This is a genomic window from Agrobacterium sp. 22-3639C2 (assembly GCF_053522105.1).
Map to the genome: position 1 here is coordinate 12,665 of NZ_JBNWDB010000001.1, position 23,067 is coordinate 35,731.

The 23,067-nt window shown below is 57.9% G+C and carries 23 protein-coding genes and 1 tRNA gene; 12 read left to right on the top strand and 12 right to left on the bottom strand.

Translation table 11 applies throughout. The annotated features are described in order from the left end of the window. Positions 1–62: 62 nt before the first annotated feature. The 5 genes from amn to ACQZ6D_RS00085 form a co-directional block, all read right to left on the bottom strand. The gene (amn, locus tag ACQZ6D_RS00065; protein WP_003512205.1) at positions 63–1,568 is read right to left on the bottom strand and encodes an AMP nucleosidase; all 1,506 of its coding nucleotides are present in this window, start codon (positions 1,566–1,568) and stop codon (positions 63–65) included. Positions 1,569–1,670: 102 nt separating this feature from the next. After that, the gene (locus tag ACQZ6D_RS00070) at positions 1,671–1,844 is read right to left on the bottom strand and encodes a hypothetical protein (RefSeq protein ID WP_003509979.1); all 174 of its coding nucleotides are present in this window, start codon (positions 1,842–1,844) and stop codon (positions 1,671–1,673) included. Positions 1,845–1,854: 10 nt separating this feature from the next. Further along, a complete protein-coding gene (locus ACQZ6D_RS00075; RefSeq protein WP_013635780.1) occupies positions 1,855–2,037 on the bottom strand; it encodes a hypothetical protein in 183 nt (60 codons plus the stop codon). A gap of 159 nt (positions 2,038–2,196) precedes the next feature. After that, a complete protein-coding gene (locus ACQZ6D_RS00080) occupies positions 2,197–2,793 on the bottom strand; it encodes an AAA family ATPase (RefSeq protein ID WP_448729566.1) in 597 nt (198 codons plus the stop codon). Positions 2,794–2,914: 121 nt separating this feature from the next. Next, positions 2,915–3,253 carry a DUF2147 domain-containing protein gene (locus tag ACQZ6D_RS00085; RefSeq protein WP_013635782.1) on the bottom strand — a complete coding sequence of 113 codons (339 nt, stop codon included), beginning with the start codon at positions 3,251–3,253 and terminating at the stop codon, positions 2,915–2,917. Positions 3,254–3,734: 481 nt separating this feature from the next. Between ACQZ6D_RS00085 and ACQZ6D_RS00090 the strand changes: the two genes are divergently transcribed. Further along, on the top strand, positions 3,735–4,001 hold the full coding sequence (locus tag ACQZ6D_RS00090) for an SEL1-like repeat protein (protein WP_003496982.1): 267 nt from the start codon (positions 3,735–3,737) through the stop codon (positions 3,999–4,001). A 413-nt stretch (positions 4,002–4,414) separates the two neighbouring features. Here the strand turns inward: ACQZ6D_RS00090 and ACQZ6D_RS00095 are convergent, their stop codons facing one another. Together ACQZ6D_RS00095 and ACQZ6D_RS00100 are read right to left on the bottom strand one after the other, a co-directional pair. After that, entirely contained in the window at positions 4,415–5,527 is a 1,113-nt protein-coding gene (locus ACQZ6D_RS00095) for a pyridoxal phosphate-dependent aminotransferase (RefSeq protein ID WP_448729567.1), read from the bottom strand. A 159-nt stretch (positions 5,528–5,686) separates the two neighbouring features. Continuing rightward, positions 5,687–6,034 carry a hypothetical protein gene (locus ACQZ6D_RS00100; protein WP_013635784.1) on the bottom strand — a complete coding sequence of 116 codons (348 nt, stop codon included), beginning with the start codon at positions 6,032–6,034 and terminating at the stop codon, positions 5,687–5,689. A gap of 328 nt (positions 6,035–6,362) precedes the next feature. Between ACQZ6D_RS00100 and ACQZ6D_RS00105 the strand changes: the two genes are divergently transcribed. Then, complete coding sequence (locus ACQZ6D_RS00105) at positions 6,363–7,580, top strand: NAD(P)/FAD-dependent oxidoreductase (protein WP_026330594.1); 1,218 nt, start codon at positions 6,363–6,365, stop codon at positions 7,578–7,580. 7 nt (positions 7,581–7,587) lie between these two features. Beyond that, positions 7,588–8,388, top strand: a complete 801-nt coding sequence (locus ACQZ6D_RS00110) for an aldolase/citrate lyase family protein (protein ID WP_448729568.1) — start codon at positions 7,588–7,590, stop codon at positions 8,386–8,388. A 3-nt stretch (positions 8,389–8,391) separates the two neighbouring features. On the opposite strand, the gene ACQZ6D_RS00115 is transcribed toward ACQZ6D_RS00110, so the two are convergent. Beyond that, positions 8,392–8,568 (bottom strand): hypothetical protein, encoded by a 177-nt coding sequence (locus ACQZ6D_RS00115; protein ID WP_013635788.1) that lies wholly within the window; start codon positions 8,566–8,568, stop codon positions 8,392–8,394. A 95-nt stretch (positions 8,569–8,663) separates the two neighbouring features. Next, positions 8,664–9,005, bottom strand: coding sequence for a hypothetical protein (locus ACQZ6D_RS00120; RefSeq protein WP_003512218.1), 342 nt, complete (start codon positions 9,003–9,005; stop codon positions 8,664–8,666). Between the two features lie 163 nt (positions 9,006–9,168). Here ACQZ6D_RS00120 and ACQZ6D_RS00125 point away from each other — a divergent pair. From ACQZ6D_RS00125 to ACQZ6D_RS00140, 4 genes are all read left to right on the top strand, one after another. Then, positions 9,169–9,259: transfer RNA gene (locus ACQZ6D_RS00125), tRNA-Ser, on the top strand. Positions 9,260–10,036: 777 nt separating this feature from the next. After that, the gene (locus ACQZ6D_RS00130; RefSeq protein WP_013635790.1) at positions 10,037–11,104 is read left to right on the top strand and encodes a porin; all 1,068 of its coding nucleotides are present in this window, start codon (positions 10,037–10,039) and stop codon (positions 11,102–11,104) included. A 37-nt stretch (positions 11,105–11,141) separates the two neighbouring features. Then, positions 11,142–11,432 (top strand): hypothetical protein, encoded by a 291-nt coding sequence (locus tag ACQZ6D_RS00135; RefSeq protein ID WP_142851133.1) that lies wholly within the window; start codon positions 11,142–11,144, stop codon positions 11,430–11,432. 264 nt (positions 11,433–11,696) lie between these two features. Beyond that, complete coding sequence (locus ACQZ6D_RS00140) at positions 11,697–12,743, top strand: porin (protein WP_065704838.1); 1,047 nt, start codon at positions 11,697–11,699, stop codon at positions 12,741–12,743. 163 nt (positions 12,744–12,906) lie between these two features. Here the strand turns inward: ACQZ6D_RS00140 and ACQZ6D_RS00145 are convergent, their stop codons facing one another. Then, positions 12,907–14,979, bottom strand: coding sequence for a lytic transglycosylase domain-containing protein (locus ACQZ6D_RS00145; protein WP_065704834.1), 2,073 nt, complete (start codon positions 14,977–14,979; stop codon positions 12,907–12,909). 387 nt (positions 14,980–15,366) lie between these two features. Between ACQZ6D_RS00145 and dapA the strand changes: the two genes are divergently transcribed. Together dapA and smpB are read left to right on the top strand one after the other, a co-directional pair. Then, entirely contained in the window at positions 15,367–16,251 is an 885-nt protein-coding gene (gene dapA / locus ACQZ6D_RS00150; RefSeq protein ID WP_003512226.1) for a 4-hydroxy-tetrahydrodipicolinate synthase, read from the top strand. 162 nt (positions 16,252–16,413) lie between these two features. After that, entirely contained in the window at positions 16,414–16,896 is a 483-nt protein-coding gene (gene smpB / locus ACQZ6D_RS00155) for an SsrA-binding protein SmpB (protein WP_003512228.1), read from the top strand. 159 nt (positions 16,897–17,055) lie between these two features. On the opposite strand, the gene ACQZ6D_RS00160 is transcribed toward smpB, so the two are convergent. Continuing rightward, a complete protein-coding gene (locus ACQZ6D_RS00160) occupies positions 17,056–18,555 on the bottom strand; it encodes a globin-coupled sensor protein (RefSeq protein ID WP_065704832.1) in 1,500 nt (499 codons plus the stop codon). 224 nt (positions 18,556–18,779) lie between these two features. Then, positions 18,780–19,349 (bottom strand): LabA-like NYN domain-containing protein, encoded by a 570-nt coding sequence (locus ACQZ6D_RS00165; RefSeq protein ID WP_013635795.1) that lies wholly within the window; start codon positions 19,347–19,349, stop codon positions 18,780–18,782. Between the two features lie 391 nt (positions 19,350–19,740). On the opposite strand from ACQZ6D_RS00165, the gene rpoZ reads away from it, so the two are divergent. The 3 genes from rpoZ to ACQZ6D_RS00180 all read left to right on the top strand — a co-directional run bounded on the left by rpoZ (position 19,741) and on the right by ACQZ6D_RS00180 (position 22,843). Further along, entirely contained in the window at positions 19,741–20,133 is a 393-nt protein-coding gene (gene rpoZ / locus ACQZ6D_RS00170; RefSeq protein WP_003512234.1) for a DNA-directed RNA polymerase subunit omega, read from the top strand. Between the two features lie 132 nt (positions 20,134–20,265). Then, entirely contained in the window at positions 20,266–22,500 is a 2,235-nt protein-coding gene (locus ACQZ6D_RS00175; RefSeq protein WP_003512236.1) for a RelA/SpoT family protein, read from the top strand. A 196-nt stretch (positions 22,501–22,696) separates the two neighbouring features. Then, positions 22,697–22,843 (top strand): hypothetical protein, encoded by a 147-nt coding sequence (locus ACQZ6D_RS00180; protein ID WP_003496944.1) that lies wholly within the window; start codon positions 22,697–22,699, stop codon positions 22,841–22,843. The last annotated feature ends 224 nt before the right edge of the window (positions 22,844–23,067 follow it).

Genomic DNA, 23,067 nt, shown 5'->3' on the forward strand with positions numbered 1-23,067 from the left:
AAAACCTTGGTGTATCGATTTTCGAAACAATACACCAAGGACGTTTCTAGCGATATCTATTTTTACTGGAACGCCGTCTCGTAGAAGCTTCTGAGCTTGCGCGAATGCAGCGTTTCCGTTGGCATGGCGGCGAGTTTCTGCACGGCGCGGATGCCGATCTGCAGATGCTGGGCAACCTGCGTGCGGTAGAACTCCGTCGCCATGCCCGGCAGCTTCAATTCGCCGTGCAGCGGCTTGTCGGAGACGCAGAGGAGGGTGCCGTAGGGCACGCGGAACCGGAAGCCGTTGGCCGCGATGGTGGCCGATTCCATGTCGAGTGCGATGGCGCGCGATTGCGACAGACGCTTGACCGGGCCCGCCTGGTCGCGAAGCTCCCAGTTGCGGTTGTCGATCGTGGCGACGGTGCCGGTACGCATGATGCGCTTCAGCTCGAAGCCCTCGTAACCGGTGACTTCCGCAACCGCACCTTCCAGCGCCAGCTGCACTTCCGCCAGAGCCGGGATCGGCACCCAGACCGGCAGGTCGTCGTCCAGAACGTGGTCCTCACGCACATAGGCGTGTGCCAGCACATAATCGCCAAGGCGCTGGCTGTTGCGCAGGCCGGCGCAATGGCCAACCATCAGCCAGGCATGCGGGCGCAGCACGGCGATATGGTCGGTGATCGTCTTGGCGTTGGAAGGGCCGACGCCGATATTGACCAGCGTAATGCCGGCATGGCCCTTTTTCTTAAGGTGATAGGCTGGCATCTGCGGCAGGCGGCCAAGCACCGCATCCGTGTCCGGCCTGTCGGAACCGGCGGGGGTGATGATGTTACCCGGCTCCACGAAGGCCGTGTAGCCTTCGCCACCATTCTTCATCAATTGCCGCGCCCATGCGGCGAATTCGTCGATATAGAACTGGTAGTTGGTGAACAGCACGAAGTTCTGGAAATGGCTGGCGCTCGTTGCCGTATAATGGCTGAGGCGGGCCAGCGAATAATCGATGCGCTGCGCGGTGAACGGCGCAAGCGGCGCGGGTTCGCCGGGCACCTGATCATATTCGCCATTGGCGATGAGATCGTCGGTGTTGTTGAGATCGGGCGTGTCGAAAAGATCGCGCAACGGCACGTCGGACAGCGAGGATGCCGCCGCCGCCTCGACATAAGCGCCTTCGCCGAAGGCGAAATGCAGCGGAATGGGCGTGGCCGATTCGGCAACCGTCACCGGAACGCCGTGGTTCTTGATCAGAAGCCCCAGCTGCTCTTTCAGGTAGTGGCGGAAAAGCTCCGGCCGGGTGATCGTCGTCGTGTAGACGCCGGGGGAGGTGACATGGCCATAGGAAAGGCGCGAATCAACATGACCGAAAGTGGATGTCTCGAGGCTGACCTGCGGATAACAGGCGCGGTAGCGGCCGGTAATCGGCGCACCCTTGGCAAGTTCGGTGAAGGAGTTGATGAGGAACGCCGTATTGCGTTCGTAAAGCGCGGTCAAAGCCTCAACAGCTTCTTTCGGGTCCGTGAACGTCTGCGGCGCGAAAGGCTCGGGGCTGATGAAGGAGAAGGGCGGAATCGTTCGTTTTGCTATTGTCATGGCCCATTATAGGAGGCCTATTTCGACAGGCAAGCGACAGAAATACGAAGAAACTGAAAAGAAACGGAAAAATGGCTGCGGCAAAGGGCGGGCGGTGAAATCTCAGCCGAGCGCGCCGCGTTGCAGGCTCATCAGCAGCACGAAACCCGCGCCTTTGGATGCCGGGCGGGGATCTGCCTTGTAAACTGCAAGTCCCGCCACCGGGCCTAGAAAGATCGATGCCATCAGCACCAGTCTCAGTGCGGAAAACAGGCCGTTGGAAAAGCTCGTCGTCATCGGCCGGTCCTCACAGCACGACGGGGCAATTGGCGGCGGGTGCCGGGCTATGCTGGCAGGCAAGCGCCGCACCTGCATTCACCCGCTGAAAGCTGCGGTTGGGATTAACGACGAGCGAGGCGAAGGACATGGCGAAGATCGCCATGAGAAACGCGAAGATTGCCAGCCGGCTGATCAACTTTGTCATGTCCATTCCCCTTTATTGGAGTTCATGGACAGAGTTTTGCCACACTCGGACTGAACGGACCCTGAGACCCCGGTTCATATGGTGTTCAGGGAGATTAACGGGATACTTCCAGTGTGAATTAGGGCGGTGGCTGGCTTCAGCGGCCTCAAATCGCCTGCTTTTGCATCACGCCGGAGAGGCTACCGCACGGGCTGTGAGTTCGTTGACGAGGCCATCGAATGCTTCGGGATTGGCGATGTCGACGATAGGGACGTGATGGTGTCGCGCGGATGCCAGCATTTCGGTATTTTCGCGCAAGGACCGCTCAATGAAGGCGTCCATGGTCCGGCGCTGGCCCGCTGTCGCATCTTTATATCCTGCATAAGCGCGCATTCTGTCGGAGAGAAAGTTGTTCTGTGCGTGAAGAAAGACCCCGGCAACCGTTCTGCCCAGCAGGGGCGCTATAAATTCCGGCCGCAAGGCCGCGCCCTCGAAGACGACGATATTGCCGGTGTCTGTCTTGCTGTCGATCAGCCCGCGCACAAGCGGCCAGATATTCTGGTGATGCACCTTCAGAAACCAATGGATCGTTTCTGCCGACAGCTGCCTGTAATATTCCTCCACAGGCGCGGGTATGCCCGGCCATGGCCTTCCGGGGTGGCGTGCCAGGCTGTCGGTTGAAATTGACTCGCAGTGGAGCTTTTCGCTTAACAGGCCGGCTAGGGTGCTTTTGCCGACATGGGACGTACCCGAAATCAGGATTATGGAAAGGGTGGCAGGCATGCGTCGCTCTTAAGAGTGTTCGTTCGGGCCGCGACGATACATCAACGGATATATGCGTTACACACGACGTCCGTCTGCGACGACGGACAGGCTGTTACAAGCCTGTCCGCCGCATCTTATCTCACAACCGCGTCCAGGTCTGCGATTTGCACAGGATTTTCAGCACGCAGCCCTTCATGCTCAGCGAATTGCCGGAAACGGTGCCGGAGCCGCTATAGGTCTTGTCATTGGCGGGATCGGTAATATCGCCCGAATAGCTGTTTCCCTTGCCGGAAAGCTTGCCGATCTGTTTTCCCGCATGTTTGCCTGTCTTCAGCGTCACGCAGAAAGCTGCGCCGCAGGGGCCGATTACGGCTGTCTCGCCGCTCGCCGTCTTCCAGTTGCCTTCAATGGGCTCAGCAGCAAAAGCAAGGTTGCTGCCGATCAGCAGGCCTGCGGCAATCATCATCACACGCTTCATAAAAACTCCTCCGTCCATGTCGCGCTTTCTTTGCCCGTTTCGTCCTCCGCACGGGCATGCGGATAGTATTTGACGTTCACGTAAAAGGAAACAGAAAATTCCAGCTGCGAGACGGCATTTGCGTCGGTCAGGAGAGTGGGAGAGGGGCAATTCGAAAAACCGTTGTTTGGATCGTGGTGAATGAAGGGTTGAAATCCAATTCTAAAGTTTTCGTAAAATTCGCTCGAAAGTCCTTAATTTCCGCACCTCGTGATATTTAACAAAAACCCAATTTTACCAATCGTTTGCAGTTTGTTTGCGGCCCATTAATCATGCCTTTTAAGCGCCCGTTGAAAGCCTCATGACATATTGGGGTCATCAGAAGCGCAGGGAAAACCTGCCGGCCGGAAGAACAAAAAAGCCGCAAAAGACGGCAGTTCCAAAGGTTAGCCTCGACAAGAAGGCACTTGATGAAACAGGCGAGAAGACAGGGATTAAAACGATGGCACGCTTTGAAATTCGCGATATCGAAATGGCAGTTGCCGGTGGCGAAACCCGCGCCGACACCCTTTGCAATCTCGGCCTGGTCTATGCGACCGGCCGGGGATGCAAGGTGGATCTGGTCGCGGCCCACAAATGGCTCAACATCGCCGCGATCCGCGGATCGGAAAGAGCCGCTTCGCTGCGAGCAGATCTTGCCCGCAACATGACCAAGGCGGAACTGGCCGAAGCGCTGCGTGCCGCACGCGACTGGATGACGATGCACTGACGCACCTTATCCGCGACAGAATTTCCGGTCCGGTTCCCTCCAGTCCCGATGACCGGTACAAACGAAAGTAAACCCGAAGGGGAATGCGGCGAGGGCTTTGAAAAGGAGCTTTTGCGCTGACACATCAAACCGCGACCGGCAGGAACAAGGCCGGCGCGGTTTTCTTATGTCTGGCGATGTCGGTTGATGGAAAACGATTCGCGAACAGTGGTTTGGGGGCTGGTTTTGAAGCGATACGCGCAGTGCGCAGCAGCGGATTACATGCTTGCCGGAGCCCTCCGCCCTCATCCCTGTGCTTGTCACAGGGATCCAGCAGAAGCACGTCCGTGCGGCGAAAGACTCTTTTCAGCCCAAAGACTTGGGCTGGCTAGATTCCTGTGACAAGCACAGGAATGAGGGAGGCGTCGTCCGCCTCACCCAATCGCCTTGATGACCTTCGGCAATGCCTGTTCAAAAAGATCAAGCTTGTCATCAGGTCCCACACTCACACGAATGCAGCGGTTGAGCGGCGCCACGCCCGGCATGCGGATGAACACGCCATGTTCCATCAAGCCGTCGACGATGGCGCGGGCGTAAGTGCCGTCGCGCTGGCAATCGATGGTGACGAAATTGGTTGCCGACGGCAGGGGCGAGAGGCCGTTACTGCGGGCAATCGCGGAAATGCGATCTCGAGCCACCGCAATTTTTCCAACGACGTCATGCAGATAGGCCTGATCCTTCAGCGCCGCCAATGCGCCGGCGACCGAGACGCGTGCCATGCCGAAATGATTGCGGATCTTGTCGAAGGCTTCGACATTGCCGAGCGTGCCGATGGCATACCCCACGCGGGCGCCGGCAAGCCCATAGGCTTTCGAGAAAGTCCGCATGCGCAGGATGTTCGGCTGGCCGATAAGGGCGTCGATGCTTGGCACGGCGCTGGCAGGTGCGGTCTCGCAATAGGCCTCGTCCAGAATGAGCAGGCAGGTTTCCGGCAGCGCACGGGCAAAGGCCACGACCTCGCTTGCCTCCCACCAGCTTCCCATCGGATTGTCGGGATTGGCGAAATAGACCAGCGGTGCATTTTCCCGGATGACAAGATCGAGAAGCCCGTCGAGGTTCTCGTGATCGTCGACATATGGCGTGGTCACGAGTTTTCCGCCAAAGCCGTTCACATGGTAGTTGAAGGTAGGATAACCGCCGAGCGAGGTGACCACCGGCGTTCCCGGCTCAACGATCAGCCTGGCGATCTCACCCAGCAAACCATCGACACCGCCGCCAATGGCGATATTGCCACGCGAAACGCCGTAGTGGATGGCGAGTGCTTCCTTCAGTTCGAAATTTTCCGGATCGCTGTACATCCAGGTCTCGGCCGCAGCATCCCGCATGGCCATAAGCACGGATGGAGCAGGACCGAACCCGCTTTCATTGGCGCCTATCCGCGCTTCCACCTTCAGGCCGCGGCCCCGCTCGATGGCTTCCGGGCCGACGAAGGGAACGGTTGAAGGAAGAGAGACGGCAAGCGGCGTAAGACGTGAGAAAGCGGACATTGGCTGAGATTTCCAGTACCTGTTTGAAAACCCGGCACACAATAGGTGCAAAAAAACCGGACGCAAGTCGCGCCCGGTTGCCGGATGGCTGTTTTGGAACAGTTTTTTCCACCGTCGCGCCGTGAGAGAAAAACTCCGACGCGAATCGGTCGATGCGGCTCAGACACTGGTCTCGAAACTCAGCCTGCGCACATGGTGCAGGAATTCCGCGTCGATCAACATGTTGAATCCGATGGTGACCTTTTCCTCTTCCCTGCGGATCAGGTTGCAGCCGATCTCATCGCGAATGCCGAGAATTTCCAGATAGAAATTGGTGGGCATCTCCAGATGCGGGCTGACCTCAATCTCTGCGCCATAAAGCGAGATGCTGCGCACCAGGCAGCGCATGGTATCCTTGGCGCTGAGGTGATGCCCGATGAAGGTGATCTTTCCGGGCCGGTCGATCTGAAACTTCTCGTATTGCTCGTCCTGCGGGACGCTTTGACGGTGATCAATATGTAAAGCCATGACAACCTCCCGGATTGCCTTTTCCTGATGCCGATTTTAACGCGGCTTCCTTGCCAGTGCGTGAAGGAAATCCGCGCAATTGTCTGTTGTGCGTCTCGACATGGGCCAGACCGCCTGTCGGAAGCCGATGTTTCCCTTGAGGAAATGCATCCGGCTCCTTCCGGTTGCAAGGGTGTCGCAGTATGGGGTGATAATGTGTCATGCTTGCACCGGGCTGGTGGCGCTGTACGGTTGACGCGGGCCGTACTTGGCGTTACGCCTGATCCCGCAATATGGCTTCGCAGGGTGCGGCAAATCTGCCCATTGGCGATTGTTCTGGGAGTGAAATGTGGCGGGAAGGCTGGTAATCGTCGGGGCGGGGCAGGCCGCTTTCGCGCTGGCGGCAAAGCTCAGGGCGCTGAAGGATGAGCGCCCCATCACCATCATCGGCTCGGAGGATGCCTATCCTTATCAACGGCCGCCACTGTCGAAAAAATACCTTTTAGGCGAGATGAGCTTCGACCGGCTGATGTTTCGGCCTGAGGAGTGGTACGCGGAAAACAATGTCGATATCCGGCTCTCCACCTTCGTGGAGGAGATAGACCGCGCTGCCAAATCCGTTCGCATGCAGGATGGCAGCACGCTTTCCTACGACAAGCTGGTCCTGGCGACCGGTGCTGCACCACGCGAGCTGCCCGCCAGCATCGGCGGCGATCTCGAAGGGGTTCTGACCGTCCGCGACAAGCGCGATGCTGACCGGCTGTTTGAGGAAATGAAACCCGGCCGCAGGCTGCTGGTTATTGGCGGTGGTTATATCGGTCTGGAAGCGGCAGCCGTCGCCCGCAAGCTCGGTCTCGAGGTCACGCTGATCGAAATGGCCGACCGCATTCTCCAGCGCGTGGCGGCAAAGGAAACCGCCGATATCATGCGCGGCATCCATCAGGAGCACGGCGTCTCCATCCGCGAAAAGACCGGCCTCGTGCGGCTCGTCGGCATGGATGGCCGAGTAGCCGCTGCCGAGCTTTCCGATGGTTCGGTGCTTGACGTGGATTTCGTCATCGTCGGCATTGGCGTAACCCCGAACGATCGCCTTGCCCGCGAATCGGGCCTCGATGTCGGCAATGGCATCGTGGTGGATGAACACACCCGCAGCTCGGACAAGGATATCCACGCGGTGGGCGATTGCGCGTTGCTGCCGTGGCGGGGCCAGCTTGTGCGTCTCGAATCAGTCCAGAACGCGGTTGATCAGGCCGAGGCCGCCGCTCACGTACTGGCAGGCGCCGAAGTCGCCTATGATGCCAAACCCTGGTTCTGGTCGGATCAATACGAGGTAAAGCTGCAGATCGCCGGCTTCAACCTCGGTTATGACGAGACGGTGCTGCGGCCCGGCGCGCGCGAAGGCAGCTGGTCAGTCTGGTATTTCCGCGACGGGCGATTCGTGGCGGTTGATGCCGTCAACGATGCCAAGGCCTATGTTTCCGGCAAAAAACTGCTCGATACCGGCGCTGAGCCGGATCGCGCCATCCTGGCGGACCCGTCCGCCGATCTGAAATTACTGCTTTCCTGAGGACATCATGCCCGCTCCCGAAAATCGTTTTAAAACATCCATCCACGCCGGCAGGCCGCAAATCGGCCTCTGGCTCGATATGGGTGAGGCCATCACGGCGGAAATTGCCGGAACAGCGGGTTTTGACTGGCTGGTCATCGATGGTGAGCATGGCCCGAACGATCTTCGCAGCATCATCGACCAATTGCGCGCTCTCGCCACATCGCCCGCCGAACCGGTGGTGCGTGTGCCCGTTGGCGAAAGCTGGATGATCAAGCAGCTGCTGGACGCAGGCGCCCGCACGCTTCTGGTGCCCATGGTCGATTCGGCGGCGCAGGCTGAAGATTTGGTCAGTGCGATGCACTATCCGCCGCGCGGCATTCGCGGCATGGGGGCGGCGGTTGCCCGCGCCTCAGCCTTCAACACCATAGCCGATTATGCCGACAGTGCGTCCGACAGCGTGTGCCTGCTGGTGCAGGCGGAAACGCGCGCCGCGATCAATGACCTCGACAATATTCTTGCGGTGGAAGGTGTGGACGGCATCTTCATCGGCCCGGCCGATCTTGCTGCGGATATGGGCTATCTCGGCAGGCTGGACGAGCCGGAAGTGCAGGCCGTAATCGAGGCAGCGATCGTCAAGATCGTCGCGGCCGGCAAAGCTGCCGGCATTCTCACCTTCAACGAGACCTTCAATCGCCGTTATCTGGAACTCGGCGCATCTTTCGTGGCTGTTGGCGCAGATGTCACGGAGTTTTCCAATACACTGCGAGCGCTCTCCAGCCGCTACAAGGGCGGCTCAGCGCCTGCGCCATCCAAATCCGGATATTGAGTCTTAGTCATCGTTGCTGGCGTTCAGCTTTTCCGGCGGAATGCCTTCTTCGCCGGAAGCGAGATAACCGTTATTGATGAGTGCCGCGCGGACGATGCGCTGGATAGCCTCATCCCTGTCAATGCCGTGATCTCTCGCGAAATCCGACAATGCTTCTTCAAGATCGCTGCTGAACACCATTTCCGCCCCCTGTTCGTCAATTCTCTGAAATAAATGCAAACAGGCAAGGCGGAACGTATCCCGCCTTGCCTGAATTCTAGCCTCTAGTGCGGCAATCAGCGCCAGCGATAAAGGCTGCTGTTCGAAGAACTCTGCTGAGTACCAGCGCCGACCGCATAACCGATCGCAAAGCCGAGTGCGCCGACGATCGTCAGCAGCGAGGTTGCAGTGCCGGGGTTTTCCTTGACTGCTTCCACAACGTTCTGGCCCTGGGCGCGCACATTGCTTGCCGCCTTGCGAACGCGGCCACGAGCCTCATCCAGAAATTCGGATGCATCTTCACCAACGCCTTCCGCACGAGCGGAAACGGACTTGGAGAGAGACGAAATCTGCGAACGCAACTCCGCAATCTGGTTTTCGATCGTATCTTCGACAACATTCAGTTTGGTCTGAGCCATTAGAACACCTCTTTTTGTTACCGAAGCCAGAACGTGCCGGAAGAGAAGAAGTTCCCCAATGGCCCGCAAAGTTTCGCTGGCGGGTGTTCGGCCAACAGGTTTTTCGGCTTCTTGGCGAAAAACCCTTGCATTCATTTTTTTAAAGCAATAATCAGGCCGCACCGGAGAGGTGGCCGAGTGGTCGAAGGCGCTCCCCTGCTAAGGGAGTATACGTCAAAAGCGTATCGTGGGTTCGAATCCCATCCTCTCCGCCATTTCGGCACGAAGCCTGAAATTATAAATCTCCCTAAACAGCTACTTCTTCCCAGCAGGCACCCAAAGCATGCGTTTCCGCATGCCAGTTCGTTCTTCAGCACGTTTCGCGAAACGCCGGACCCCTGCGATAAACCGGATGATAGTGGAGAGAGCTAATGCGCCGACGCGATTCTGCCCCTCGTTTCTTGCAGGCAGTTACAAAGCACTCTGTACCCAAGTGACACACACTCGTATCCCGCGCCGTTTTCGCGACTCGTCCCATAACGCTTGCGGACGCAATCGGCCAAACAATTGAAGTGCCGGAGCCTGCGAGCCGAATCGTTGATGGGGAATCGGTGGCGAACCGCTCGGGTTTCACTGTTGTTTCTATGTGCGCACCGGGGAGCCATACTAAGTGTGGCGCCGGAGCGGGGCAAAAGTTTCCGTCGCCCTTCCCCTGCGGGGCAAGGGATCTCCGAAAAGGCCTATAGTTTAGAAAGACCTTGTTAACCGCGCTAACTAACGGATTTTCAAGTCATTTCTTAACGCATGGTAAAGCCGCCTATGGGCCGTGTGCCCACTGTGTGCTGTTTCCGCAACAAACCGAAATGAAGCATGTACGTAAATGCGCTTTATCGGATGTTGGCGATTGCAAGCGGCGAAACCTTTTGTATTTTCACGACCAGAAGCGAGGCGGTGGATCGTTTGGCTTCTAAGAACACGGGAATGGGGCAGGGAATGCTGTCCTTCGGCAAAAGTACCCAGACCCACTTAAAAACTTTGACTGGAGGTCAATCATGAACATCAAGAGCCTTCTCATCGGCTCCGCTGCGGCTCTCGCAGCAGTATCCGGCGCTCACGCTGCCGACGCTATCGTCGCTGCTGAGCCTGAGCCCCTGGAATACGTTCGCGTTTGCGACGCTTTCGGCACCGGCTTCTTCTACATCCCCGGCACCGAAACCTGCCTGAAGTTCGATGGTTACATCCGTTTCCAGACCGACTTCGGCCGTAACAAGTCCGGCACGTCTGACTGGGATTCGTTCACGCGCGCTCAGTTCAACATCGACACCCGCACCGACACCGAGCTCGGCGCTCTGCGTGGTTACATCGGTCTTCGTGGCCAGGCTGACAACGACAGCAACCGTGGCGTTGTTGTTGACCAGGCTTTCATCGAACTCGGCGGTCTGAAGGTCGGTTACTACTACAACTGGTGGGATGATGGTCTCTCTGGCGAAGTTGACGTACTCAGCTCTAACCAGACCCGTCTGAACGCTGTCCGCTACACCTACGACGCTGGCTCGTTCTACGTTGGTGTTGCTGTTGAAGAGCTGGAAGCTGCTCGCGGCGGTTCCAACATCTCCGACGACTTCCTAAAGGGCGGTTCGTTTGAGCGTGCGAACAACGTAGGTATCGACGCTATCATCGGCGCGAAGTTCGGCGCAGTTTCTGCCAACCTGCTCGGCGGCTACGACACCGATGCTGAAGAAGGCGCAGTCCGTGCTATCGTAACGGCTGACATCGGCCCAGGCACTCTTGGTCTCTCTGGCGTTTGGGCTTCTGGCGCAAACCGCTACTACGAAGAGTCCGAGTGGACCGTTGCTGCTGAATACGCCATCAAGGCAACTGACAAGCTGACCATCACCCCCGGCTTCCAGTACTTCAACACGATCGACCTCGGCGCTAACAACGACTGGGTTGGCGATCGCGATGCATGGAAAGCTGGCGTAGCTGTTGGCTACAAGATCACCCAGGGCCTCTCCACGCTCGTTTCGGTTAACTACCAGGACGTAGACGGCACCGAAGGTGTTGATACGGGTGCCGGCGACAGCTGGGTTGGTTTCGTTCGCCTTCAGCGCACGTTCTAATCTGATCTGACATCGTCAGTGATGGAAAGCCCGGCTCTTGAGCCGGGCTTTTTCGTTTGATGCACATTGGCGAGGGGCAGGCAAAGCGTCGATTGGCCGGCGTTTCGATATCCCGGCGACTTTCCGTTACGGCTTAAGTCGGTTTGTATCGTTGCCGATTCGTCTGCCACTCAACTGTTTTGGGCCTGTCGAACTGGGAACTGATTCTCTCCTGCTGCGGATGGAAGCATTGCTGCCGACAGCCCGATTTCCCACCAATGGCACCGCGTTTCAGACGATTTCCCATGGCGCAGCGATGTCAGAATTCTGGCGGTGGGATGAGGAATGACTTATCTCATTTATCGGCATTTCGCTTAAGTCGCTGAAAAGCATGAATTATTAACGTTTTGTTAGGAAGTGCTGCCCGTCGGTTAGAATTGTAGCTATTTCGCAACAATGCAAAACTAAGGTCCCCTTACTGTCTTCCTTTTGTCATCATTGGGATTGCCTCCCCGGCCGGTTTTGGCTCTAATCACCTCCATAAGCGGCACGCATTTAGTTGTGTTTCCCCACCCGCTGCTTAGAAATTTAAGCGTTTGACTGGAGGTCAACCATGAACATCAAGAGCCTTTTGATCGGCTCCGCTGCGGCTCTCGCAGCAGTATCCGGCGCTCACGCTGCCGACGCTATCGTCGCTGCTGAGCCTGAGCCCCTGGAATACGTTCGCGTTTGCGACGCTTTCGGCACCGGCTTCTTCTACATCCCCGGCACCGAAACCTGCCTTAAGTTCGACGGTTACATCCGTTTCCAGACGGACTTCGGTCGTAACCAGTCCGGTACGTCTGACTGGAACTCGTTCACGCGCGCCCAGTTCAACATCGACACCCGCACCGACACCGAACTCGGCGCTCTGCGTGGTTACATCGGTCTTCGTGGCCAGGCTGACAACGACTCGAGCCGCGGCGTAAACGTCGACCAGGCTTTCATCGAGCTCGGCGGCCTGAAGGTCGGTTACATGTACACCTGGTGGGATGACGATCTCTCCGGCGAAACCGATATCCTGTCTTCGAACACCACCCGTGGCAACGCTCTGCGTTACACCTACGATGCTGGTTCGTTCTATGCTGGTATCAGCGTTGAAGAACTCGACTCGGTACGTGATGGCAATTCCAACCTCGGCGTTGCCAAGGGTGGCGTCTTTGAAGGCCCGAACAACGTTGGCGTCAGCGGTATCGTTGGTGTTAAGTTCGGTGCTGTCACCGCCAACCTGCTCGGCTCTTACGACACGGACCAGGAAAACGGCGCAATCCGCGCTATCCTGTATGCTGACATCGGTCCCGGCACCTTCGGTCTCTCTGGCGTTTGGGCTTCTGGCGCAAACTACTACTACGAAGAGTCCGAGTGGGCAGTTGCTGCTGAATACGCAATCAAGGCAACTGACAAGCTGACCATCACCCCCGGCGCTCAGTACCTCGGCACGATCGATATCGCTCCTGATGGTGACTTCACCGGCGACAACGATGCATGGCGCGCTGGCCTGACGGTTGATTACAAGATCACCCAGGGTCTCGATGCCAAGATCGCTGCAAACTACCAGGACGTCGATGGTCCGACCGGCGACAGCTGGACCGGCTTCGTTCGCCTTCAGCGCACGTTCTAATCTGATCTGACATTGTCAGTGATGGAAAGCCCGGCTCTCGAGCCGGGCTTTTTCGTTTGAGTGCCGTGAAAGCGTAACTGCCCGGTGCATCCTGAAAACAAAAAAGCACCGGGCCAGCCGGTGCTTCGATATTGTCACAGTCATCAACCGATAACCTCGATTGTTACCCCGCCCGGCCATGACGCAGGTCATCGACGATATCGGCCTGTTGTCCAAGCCTCGTCTTGTAGACCTGATAATTCTCCATCACCCGCTGCACGTAATTGCGTGTTTCGGGGAAGGGGATGCGCTCGATCCAGTCCACGACATCGTCGATAGGCTTGCCACGCGGGTCGCCGTAGCGGGCGATCCATTCCGGCACGCGTTTCGGGCCGGCATTATAGGCGATGAAGGTGAGGATGTAGGAGCCGCCGAAACTGTCGATCTGTTCGCCGAGATAATGTGCGCCGAGCGTGGCGTTATATCCGGCGTCGCTGGTCAGCATCGCCTGCGTGTAGGGCAAGCCGTGGCGCCCGGCCACGCCCTTGGCGGTTCCGGGCAATAATTGCAGCAGTCCGCGGGCATTGGCAGCGGAGACGGCGGCCGGGTTGAAGGCGCTTTCCTGCCGGGCGATGGCATAGGCAAGCGCCTTGCCGGAGCCGGCAATATTGGCACTGGCGGGAATGACACCGAGCGGGTAGGCAAGGGCGGCCGCATCGATGCCGCGGCTGAAGGCCGTCTTGCCGATTTGCAGTGATACCTGATGGTTGCCGTTGCCCTCCGCCCTTGCTGCCAGAATGGCAAGCTCGCCCGGGCTGTCGAGCTGATCTGCCAATGACCTGTAGAGGCTGTCGGCCCGCCAGCCGTAGCCTGCGGCTTCCAGCCTGTCGATGGCCCGCACGGCTTCGCGGCCGGCAAATCGTTCACGGTCGGCAGCGCTCGGGGCAGGGTATGTGACGTTCAGCGTCTTTGCATCGATTCGTGCGGCGGCAAGCTGGCCGTAAAAGGTGCCGGAATGGGCAGCCGCCTTGGTGAAGAAATCGCGGGCATTGCCCGGCCCGCCCACTTCCGCCGCCCGCCCCAGCCAATAATAGGCCCGCGAGGCGGACAGTGGCCGGTTCGAGGTCTGCAAAAGGGTGTTGAAGTGGCGTGAGGCCGTGGCGGGATCGCGCAGCGCCCGCAACGCATACCAGCCGGCATGGAATTCCGCATCGGCAACATCGACGGCTGATGTGGCCGAATGATTGGCAACGATGCGATAGGCTTCGGCAAAATCGCCGCGATCGGCGACGCCGCGCGCGATGATTCGCCGCTCGTTCCACCATTCGCCGGGATTGACGAGTTTTGCCGTGTCCTTCGGCGCCTGCTTTAAAAGTGCTGCGGCTTCCGGATATTTCTGCTGGTTGCGGAGATTTTCGATGCGCGCGAAGAGAAAAGCAGGGTCGCTGCGCAAGTTGGCGTCAACCTTGCCCAGCAGCGCCACGGCATTGCCTGAGCGCTGCAGCACGGCGGCCCAGGCATTGTAGAGCGACTGCGCCTTGCCGAGATCACCGAAACGTTTCGCCTGGCCGATTCGGCTGCGATACATCAGATAATCCATCCGCGCCTTGTGGTCGGCGGGCGTCAGATAAGTGGGGAACTCGGCAAGAACACGGTCTTCCATGTCCTTGTCCATGCCTTCGCTCACCCAGAGCTGGCGAATGAGGCGTTGTGCTTCCAAAGCCTTGCCGGAAGAGGTGAGGGCCTTGGCCAGCACAACGGTGCCCTCGGCTGTTTCCGGCCGGCCGCTGCCAAAAGCGGCAAGCACCTGGGGCGCCGGTGGATTTTCGCGGTAAAGCGCCTTTTCGGAATTGGCGCGCAGCGTCGCCGCACCCGGCCACCCCGCCAGTTCGCTCTGGGCTGTAGTGATTTCGGCGGAAGGCACGTCCTTCTGGCCGGAAATGGCAATCGCCCAGGTAAGAATATGCCGGTCGAGACTGCCTGTCTGCATGGCGTTGCGAAGGGCGATGGCGCGTGTCGTGTCGCGGCTGGAAAGCGCATCCAGTCCGGCTTTAAGCTGGCTCGCATCGTCAGGCCGGTTAAGGCGTGGTATGGCGCCGGTAATTTCGGGTGAGGCCGGCATGAAGGCGGGAACAGCAGGCGCATTCGGCTTCACATAGGGAAGCGGCACGGCAGCTTCCGGCACGGGGCCGGCCAGCGCGTTCCAAACGGTCGCGGCAAGACCTGCCGCCATCAATCCCCAAACTGTCTTTTTCATACCGCTCTTCATCACTGGACGGAAACAATCGACCTTCTTGTATTGTCGTTTCATTGCAGCGGGATTGCGAAATGCGCCAGTGCGTTGCACCTATGAGTTTCGCCTCAGATCCCGCTCTGGAATCTACGGAGACTGTGCTTAACGAAACCTTACTTTCCGCTCGGCACTCCAATCAACTTTTATTCACCGGTCTGCGAGCGGCGTAAAATTCCACCGCCTCGTTTTTTGCCTGCCGCGTGAGCTTCCGCGACTGTCACACTTCCGACAATTTCGGACAAAATAGGCTGCCTTTGCGCTTGTCGGCGCCAAGGGCTGGCACTAATGTGTGCCGGTTTTAACCATCGAATGCGGCCGAAGCATGAACCGGCTCGGCGCCAGGAGCTTTGTATGTTCAAGGGATCAATTCCCGCCCTCATTACCCCGTTTACGGACAATGGTGCCGTGGACGAACAGGCATTTGCCGCCCATGTGGAATGGCAGATTGCCGAAGGCAGCAACGGACTTGTGCCTGTGGGCACGACGGGGGAATCTCCAACCCTGTCCCATGACGAGCACAAACGTGTGGTCGAGCTGTGCATCGAGGTAGCGGCGAAACGGGTTCCGGTCATCGCGGGCGCTGGCTCCAACAATACCGATGAAGCGATCGAACTTGCCCTGCACGCGCAGGATGCCGGCGCGGATGCGCTGCTGGTGGTCACCCCCTATTACAACAAGCCGACGCAGAAGGGGCTTTTCGCCCATTTTTCCGCAGTTGCGGAAGCGGTGAAACTGCCGATCGTCATCTATAACATCCCGCCGCGTTCGGTGGTGGATATGTCGCCGGAAACCATGGGTGCGCTTGTGAAGGCGCACAAGAACATCGTCGGCGTCAAGGATGCGACTGGCAAGCTCGACCGCGTCTCCGAACAGCGGATTTCCTGCGGCAAGGATTTCATCCAGCTGTCCGGCGAAGATGGCACGGCACTCGGCTTCAACGCCCATGGCGGCGTCGGCTGCATTTCGGTCAGCGCCAATGTTGCGCCACGCCTCTGTTCCGAATTCCAGGCGGCCATGCTTGCAGGCGACTACGCCAAGGCGCTGGAGTATCAGGACCGCCTGATGCCTCTGCACCGGGCCATCTTCATGGAACCTGGTGTCTGCGGCACAAAATATGCGCTTTCGAAGACCCGTGGCGGCAACCGCAAGGTCCGCTCGCCGTTGATGAGCACGCTGGAACCGGCAACGGAAGCGGCAATCGACGCGGCGCTGAAGCATGCCGGCCTGATGAACTGACGGACACCTGAAACCCGAAAGGCGCGCAATGGGACTGCTTCGCGACAGAAGCCGTTTCGCGCGCCTTTTCTTTTCGTAACGACGATACTAAATAGAAACGTGAAAACCGCTCGTGGCGGACAAGCCGCAGGCGCAATAAGAAAAACAAGGGATTGAAATATCATGGCCCCCAAAGGCAGCCAGCGCGTGGTGAACAAGATCGTTGCGGAAAACCGCAAGGCTCGTTTCAACTACGAAATCATCGACACCTATGAGGCGGGTTTGGTGCTGACCGGCACCGAGGTCAAGGCGCTGCGCGAAGGCAAGGCTAATATCGCCGAGTCCTACGCATCGGACGAGGGCGATGAAATCTGGCTCATCAATTCCCACCTGCCGGAATATCTGCAGGCCAACCGCTTCAACCACGAGCCGCGCCGCCGTCGCAAGTTGCTGCTGAACAAGCGCGAGATCAACCGTCTACGCGCCGGCATCAACCGTGAAGGCATGACGCTGGTGCCGCTGAAGGTCTATTTCAACGAAAAGGGCCGTGCGAAGCTGGAACTGGCACTGGCCAAGGGCAAGAAGCTGCACGACAAGCGCGAGACGGAGAAGGAACGCGACTGGAACCGGCAGAAGTCGCGGCTGCTGAAGGGCAACAACGCCTAGAGCTCATCCCTCATTCCTGCACTTGTCGCAGGAATCAAGCCGCCGCGCGTCTGCGCGGCGAGCGAGTTCTTTTCAGCCCAAGGATTTGGTCTGGCTAGATTGTTGTGACAAGCACAGAAATGAGAGCGGGGATGCTTTCGCCTCTTGAATAGACAGCTCTCACGCCGCCCTGTAAGTCCGCTCCACATAGGAGGTGGACGCCGAAACGCTGAACCGGCTGACCAGTGCCGCCAGATTGGCGCTCACATCGCTCAGATTGTGCGTGGCCGCGTTGGTTTCTTCCACCATGGCCGCATTCTTCTGGGTCAGATTGTCCATGCTGTTGATGGCGGCGCTGATTTCCTGAATGCCGACGGACTGCTCCTGGGCCGCCTTGGTCAGTGAGGTGATATGTTCCTGAATATGATCCACCTTGTTGCCGATCGTATTCAGCGATTGCCCGGTTTTATTGACCAGCGATACGCCCTGCATCACATCCTCCGAGGATTTGGTGATGAGGGTCTTGATCTCCTTGGCGGCGTTGGCTGAACGCTGTGCCAGCTCGCGCACTTCCTGGGCGACGACGGCAAAACCCTTGCCAGCTTCACCGGCACGCGCGGCTTCCACACCGGCATTCAGCGCCAGAAGGTTCGTCTGGAACGAAATCTCGTCGATGACGGAAATGATCTGGGTGATCTTCTGCGACGATTCCTCGATGGCGCCCATCGCTTTTACCGCTTCCGTCACCACATCCCGTGACCGCGCCGCTTCGGCGGCCGAGCTTTCGACGATGGCCTTGGCTTCTTCGGAGCGCTGCGCCGAAAGCTTGGAAATGGTGGTGATTTCCTCCACGGCGGCGGCGGTTTCCTCAAGGGCTGCTGCCTGCTGCTCCGTTCTGCGGGCCATGTCGTCGGTCGCCGATGTCAGTTCGCGCGTATTGCCTGATATCTTGTTGGCTTCCTCGACGATCTGCGAGAATGCACCCGCGAGATTGCCGACCGCAGCGTTGAAATTGGCAATCAGCCCCTCGAATTGTGGTGCAGTCTTTTCATTGATGCTGGAGGTAAGGTCGCCATTCGCCAGCTTGTTCAGGGCGTTGTTGAGCAGTTCGAGAACGTGCTCCTGCTCCTTCTTCATCTGCGCCTGTTCCTCCTCGACCTTCAGCCGCTCGGCGGCAAGCACGTCGAGGTATACGGAGATCGAATAGTCCATGTCGAGAAGGGCGGCCTTGATCGTTACCGTCAGGGCGTCGTTCAGCTTCTTGGCCTTCTTTTCCTGGAAAAGGCCCTTCAGTTCCGAATTGACGACGGCTTTGACGATGCCATCAAGCATCAGCGCGTAACCGCCAATATACCATCTCGGCTCCAGCCCCAGCCTTGCATGGGTACGGCCGATGGCCGTCACGGCATCGGTATAGTCCGAGTTGAAGGTGCCGGAGGCAATTCTTGCCCAGTGTTTCATCTGCATGCCTTTGGCATGCTGGACATGCGCGTCGCTTGCAAAGAATTTCGCCGTTTCCGGCACGGAGCGCGCCTTCGCATAAAACCGGTCGAGAGAGGCGTCGAGCGAGCCTGTAATGACGCCCTTCATGTCCGAAAGGTTTTGCCGTTGCTCCTGGCCAAGCCCCAGAAAATTAAGTCTTTCGTCGAGTTGTTGATTGGTTTTTACTTGGCCATGCATGTCTGAACATCCTGATTTGACACCGAAATCATGTCGTTGGTGCCGTTGGGTGATTTAGACACGTCTAAAATTAACCAAGATATAATTTTGACTGGCCGAATTTGATGTTTGTTAATTTTAAGAGGAATTTTCCGGCAGGAATACACGGTTGTGGCGCCAAACAAAAACGCGCCCGCCTTGCAGACGGACGCGTTCTCATTAGGTCGGCGGCTTAAAAACCGGGATCAGATCGTTTCGGGGCTTTCGACGTGCCGGGCAGGGCGCTCGTTCGGATCACGCCCGATTTCGGCCTTCAAGGTCATGAGATCAATGAAGTGATCTGCCTGCCTGCGCAGATCGTCGGCGATCATTGCGGGCTGCGTTGCCATGGTGGACACCACGGAAACCTTGCGGCCCTTGCGCTGAAGCGCGTCCACCAGCTTTGTGAAGTCGCCGTCACCGGAAAACAGAACCAGATGATCGACGGTCTCTGACTGTTCCATGGCATCGACAGCAAGTTCGATATCCATGTTGCCTTTGATCTTGCGGCGACCGAGCGCGTCGGTGAATTCCTTCGCCGGCTTCGTCACGACCTTGTAGCCGTTATAATCCAGCCAGTCGATCAGAGGGCGGATCGAGGAATATTCCTGATCCTCGATCAATGCGGTGTAATAGTAGGCGCGCAGCAGGTATCCGCGCTTCTGAAACGCCTTAAGAAGCTTGCGATAGTCGATATCGAACCCCAGGCTTTTAGATGCTGCATAAAGATTGGCTCCATCTATAAAGAGCGCAATTTTCTCCCGTGGATCGAACATTCCATCCCATTCCTTTTTTGGAAAGGCCATTATCTGGCTTTTATTTCCGGTCGCAAATGCGAAAAATCATGTCGTATCAACGAATTTTGCGTAGCGCCGTTGCGTTTTAAGTAAGGTAACTTCACCCGTATTCCAAGACAATTCTTCTAGACATTTTGTTCATCAGACGCCAAACAAGGGCAATAAGGTGCCAAAAGACGCCAAAGACAGGAAAAACTTGAATTCCGCGGCCAATGGCTGTATCGGAAGCTGGAAGGCTTCGTCGCGAGGAATCCAAAGCGTTTTTCGCAAGGCACGAAGCGCAGATTCAATAGGTTAGAGCATCCCTTGTGCATCCTCAAGAAAGCACGGCGCTCTGATCCACGACATTACGACTCGCAAAGGACAGGCAATGGCCCGCGTCACAGTTGAAGATTGCATTGATAAAGTAGACAACCGTTTCGAGCTGGTCCTTCTCGCCAGCCACCGTGCGCGCCAGATTTCCCAGGGCTCGTCCATCACGGTTGACCGCGATAACGACAAGAACCCGGTCGTCGCTCTGCGCGAAATCGCCGACGAGATGCTCTCGCCCGACGACCTCAAGGAAGATCTCATCCATTCGCTGCAGAAGCATGTGGAAGTGGACGAGCCCGAGCCCGATCCGGTTACGCTGGCAGCCTCCGCTACTGCCGATGGCGAAGAGGACGACCAGCCGGAAACCGTTACTTTCGACCAGATGTCGGAAGAAGAACTGCTGGCCGGTATCGAAGGCCTTGTGCCGCCGGAAAAAAATGACGACTATTGATCTGACTTTATGACGCCATTGGCAGGCGGTGGTTACCGTCTGTCAATATTTGCCGTCATAATCTGATCCCTATTGATGCAGCATTGTGCGCCGACCCCAAGGTTGGCGCGCTTTCTTTTTGTGGAATATCGCATGATGCGGCAATACGAACTCGTTGAGCGGGTTCAAAAATATAAACCGGATGCGAATGAGGCCCTGCTGAACAAGGCCTATGTTTATGCAATGCAGAAACATGGCCAGCAAAAGCGGGCCAATGGCGACCCCTATATCTCGCATCCGCTGGAAGTTGCCGCCATCCTGACGGAAATGCATCTCGACGAATCGACCATCGCGGTGGCGCTGCTTCACGATACGATCGAGGATACCACCGCTACCCGCGCTGAAATCGACGAGCTGTTCGGCGAGGATATCGGCAGACTGGTGGAGGGGCTGACCAAGCTCAAGAAACTCGATCTCGTCACGCGCAAGGCCAAGCAGGCCGAAAACCTGCGCAAGCTGCTGCTTGCCATTTCCGACGACGTGCGCGTTCTTCTGGTGAAGCTGGCCGACCGCCTGCACAACATGCGCACCATGGAATATATGCCGGCGGACAAACGCAGCCGCATTTCCGAAGAAACCATGGAAATCTATGCGCCGCTGGCCGGCCGCATGGGCATGCAGGACATGCGCGACGAGCTGGAGGACCTGTCCTTCCGTTACCTCAATCCGGAAGCCTATGAGACGGTGACCAACCGCCTTCAGGAACTGGAAACGCGCAACGAAGGGCTCATCAAGAAGATCGAGGACGAATTGCGCGAGCTACTCGTGGCGAATGGCCTTCTCGGCGCCAGCGTCAAGGGGCGTCAGAAGAAGCCCTATTCGGTGTTCCGCAAGATGCAGTCGAAATCGCTCTCTTTCGAGCAGTTGTCCGACGTCTACGGCTTCCGCATTCTGGTGGACGATATTCCTTCCTGCTACCGGGCGCTCGGCATTGTCCACACCCGCTGGCGCGTGGTACCCGGCCGCTTCAAGGACTATATCTCCACGCCGAAGCAGAACGACTATCGTTCCATCCACACCACGATCGTTGGCCCTTCGCGCCAGCGTATCGAGTTGCAGCTGCGCACCAAGCGCATGCACGAAATCGCCGAATTCGGCATTGCCGCCCATGCGCTTTATAAGGACGGCGAAAACGGGGAGGGCGATCTGCTCTCGCCGGAGAGCAACGCCTATTCCTGGCTGCGCCACACCATCGAATCGCTGGCAGAAGGCGACAGCCCGGAAGAATTCCTCGAACACACCAAGCTGGAACTGTTCCAGGATCAGGTGTTCTGCTTCACGCCCAAGGGCAAGCTGATTGCGCTGCCGCGTGGCGCGACGCCCATCGATTTCGCCTATGCGGTGCACACCAATATCGGCGACACCACAGTTGGCGCCAAGATCAACGGCCGGATCATGCCGCTTGTGACCCGGCTCAACAATGGCGACGAGGTGGAGATCATCCGCTCCGGCGTGCAGGTTCCGCCCGCCGCATGGGAAGAGGTGGTGGTGACGGGTAAAGCCCGCTCGGCCATCCGCCGCGCCACGCGCATGGCCATTCGCAAGCAATATTCGGGTCTCGGTTACCGTATTCTGGAGCGCACTTTCGAACGTGCCGGCAAGGCCTTCTCGCGTGACGCGCTGAAACCTGTGCTGCATCGTCTGGCGCAGAAGGATGTGGAAGACGCTATCGCCGCCGTCGGGCGCGGCGAGGTCTCCTCGCTCGATGTGCTGCGTGCAGTCTATCCGGATTATCAGGACGAGCGCGTGACGGTGAAGATGACCGGCGACGACGGCTGGTTCAACATGCGCAGCGCTTCCGGTATGGTCTTCAAGATCCCCGGAAAGTCGCGCTCCGTTCTGGAAGACGATGGCGCAGCCGAAATGCTCGATGGACCGGACCCGCTGCCCATCCGTGGCCTTTCCGGCAATGTCGATGTGCATTTCGGTGCCGCCGGCGCCGTTCCGGGTGATCGCATCGTCGGCATCATGGAAAAAGGCAAGGGCATCACCATCTATCCCATTCAGGCGCCGGCGCTGCAGCGTTTCGACGATGAGCCGGAGCGCTGGATTGATGTCCGCTGGGATCTTGATGAGGCGAACAAGTCGCGCTTCATGGCGCGGGTGATGATCAACGCGCTGAACGAACCCGGCACGCTCGCCTCCGTGGCGCAATCGATCGCGACGCTGGATGTCAACATACGCGCCCTGAATATGGTCCGCATCGGCACGGATTTTTCCGAACTGGCGCTGGATGTCGAAGTCTGGGATTTGCGGCAACTCAACCAGCTGCTGTCGCAGCTGAAAGACCTCGATTGCGTATCCACTGTCAAACGTGCCTTCGATTGAGGCATTTTTGATCATTCGCACATTCCAAAAGGCCGCTGTTATGCATTGGATGCATGGCAGCGGCCTTTTACTGTCTCTGGTCGCGCATGTGGTTTGCGACTATCTTCCTTTCAGAAATTGAAAACGGAAAACGCGGCGTGCCGGTGGTCCTACCCCGATGAGAAACGCCATTTCCAAACTGAAAGGACATGAAATCATGTTTACTCCGCTTCGCAAGATCGCCCGTGCAGTTCGTGGCAAGACGACCCAGGAACGCGAATTCGAATATCTCAGCGGCTCCGTGTCGAATGTCGACCTCGAGTTCCGCCAGCGCGAAATCGACCGCGGCCTGTTCCGCCGGTAATGCACTCAGCGCATGGCAGCCGTTCGCCATGCGTATGGGACTTGGAAGGTGGGTGGCCGTTATCGGTCAGCTCCTTCTCGTGTCTCGTAAGGCTGTGTGAACGCGCGTTACGAACGGGCGTGCACCGCTGTCCGGTCTAAATGATAGGACATGCTGCTTTTGAAACGAATTTGACGGCGAGAGGTGGTTGTTTCCTTGACGTCATCCTTGGCTGGTCCCAGGGA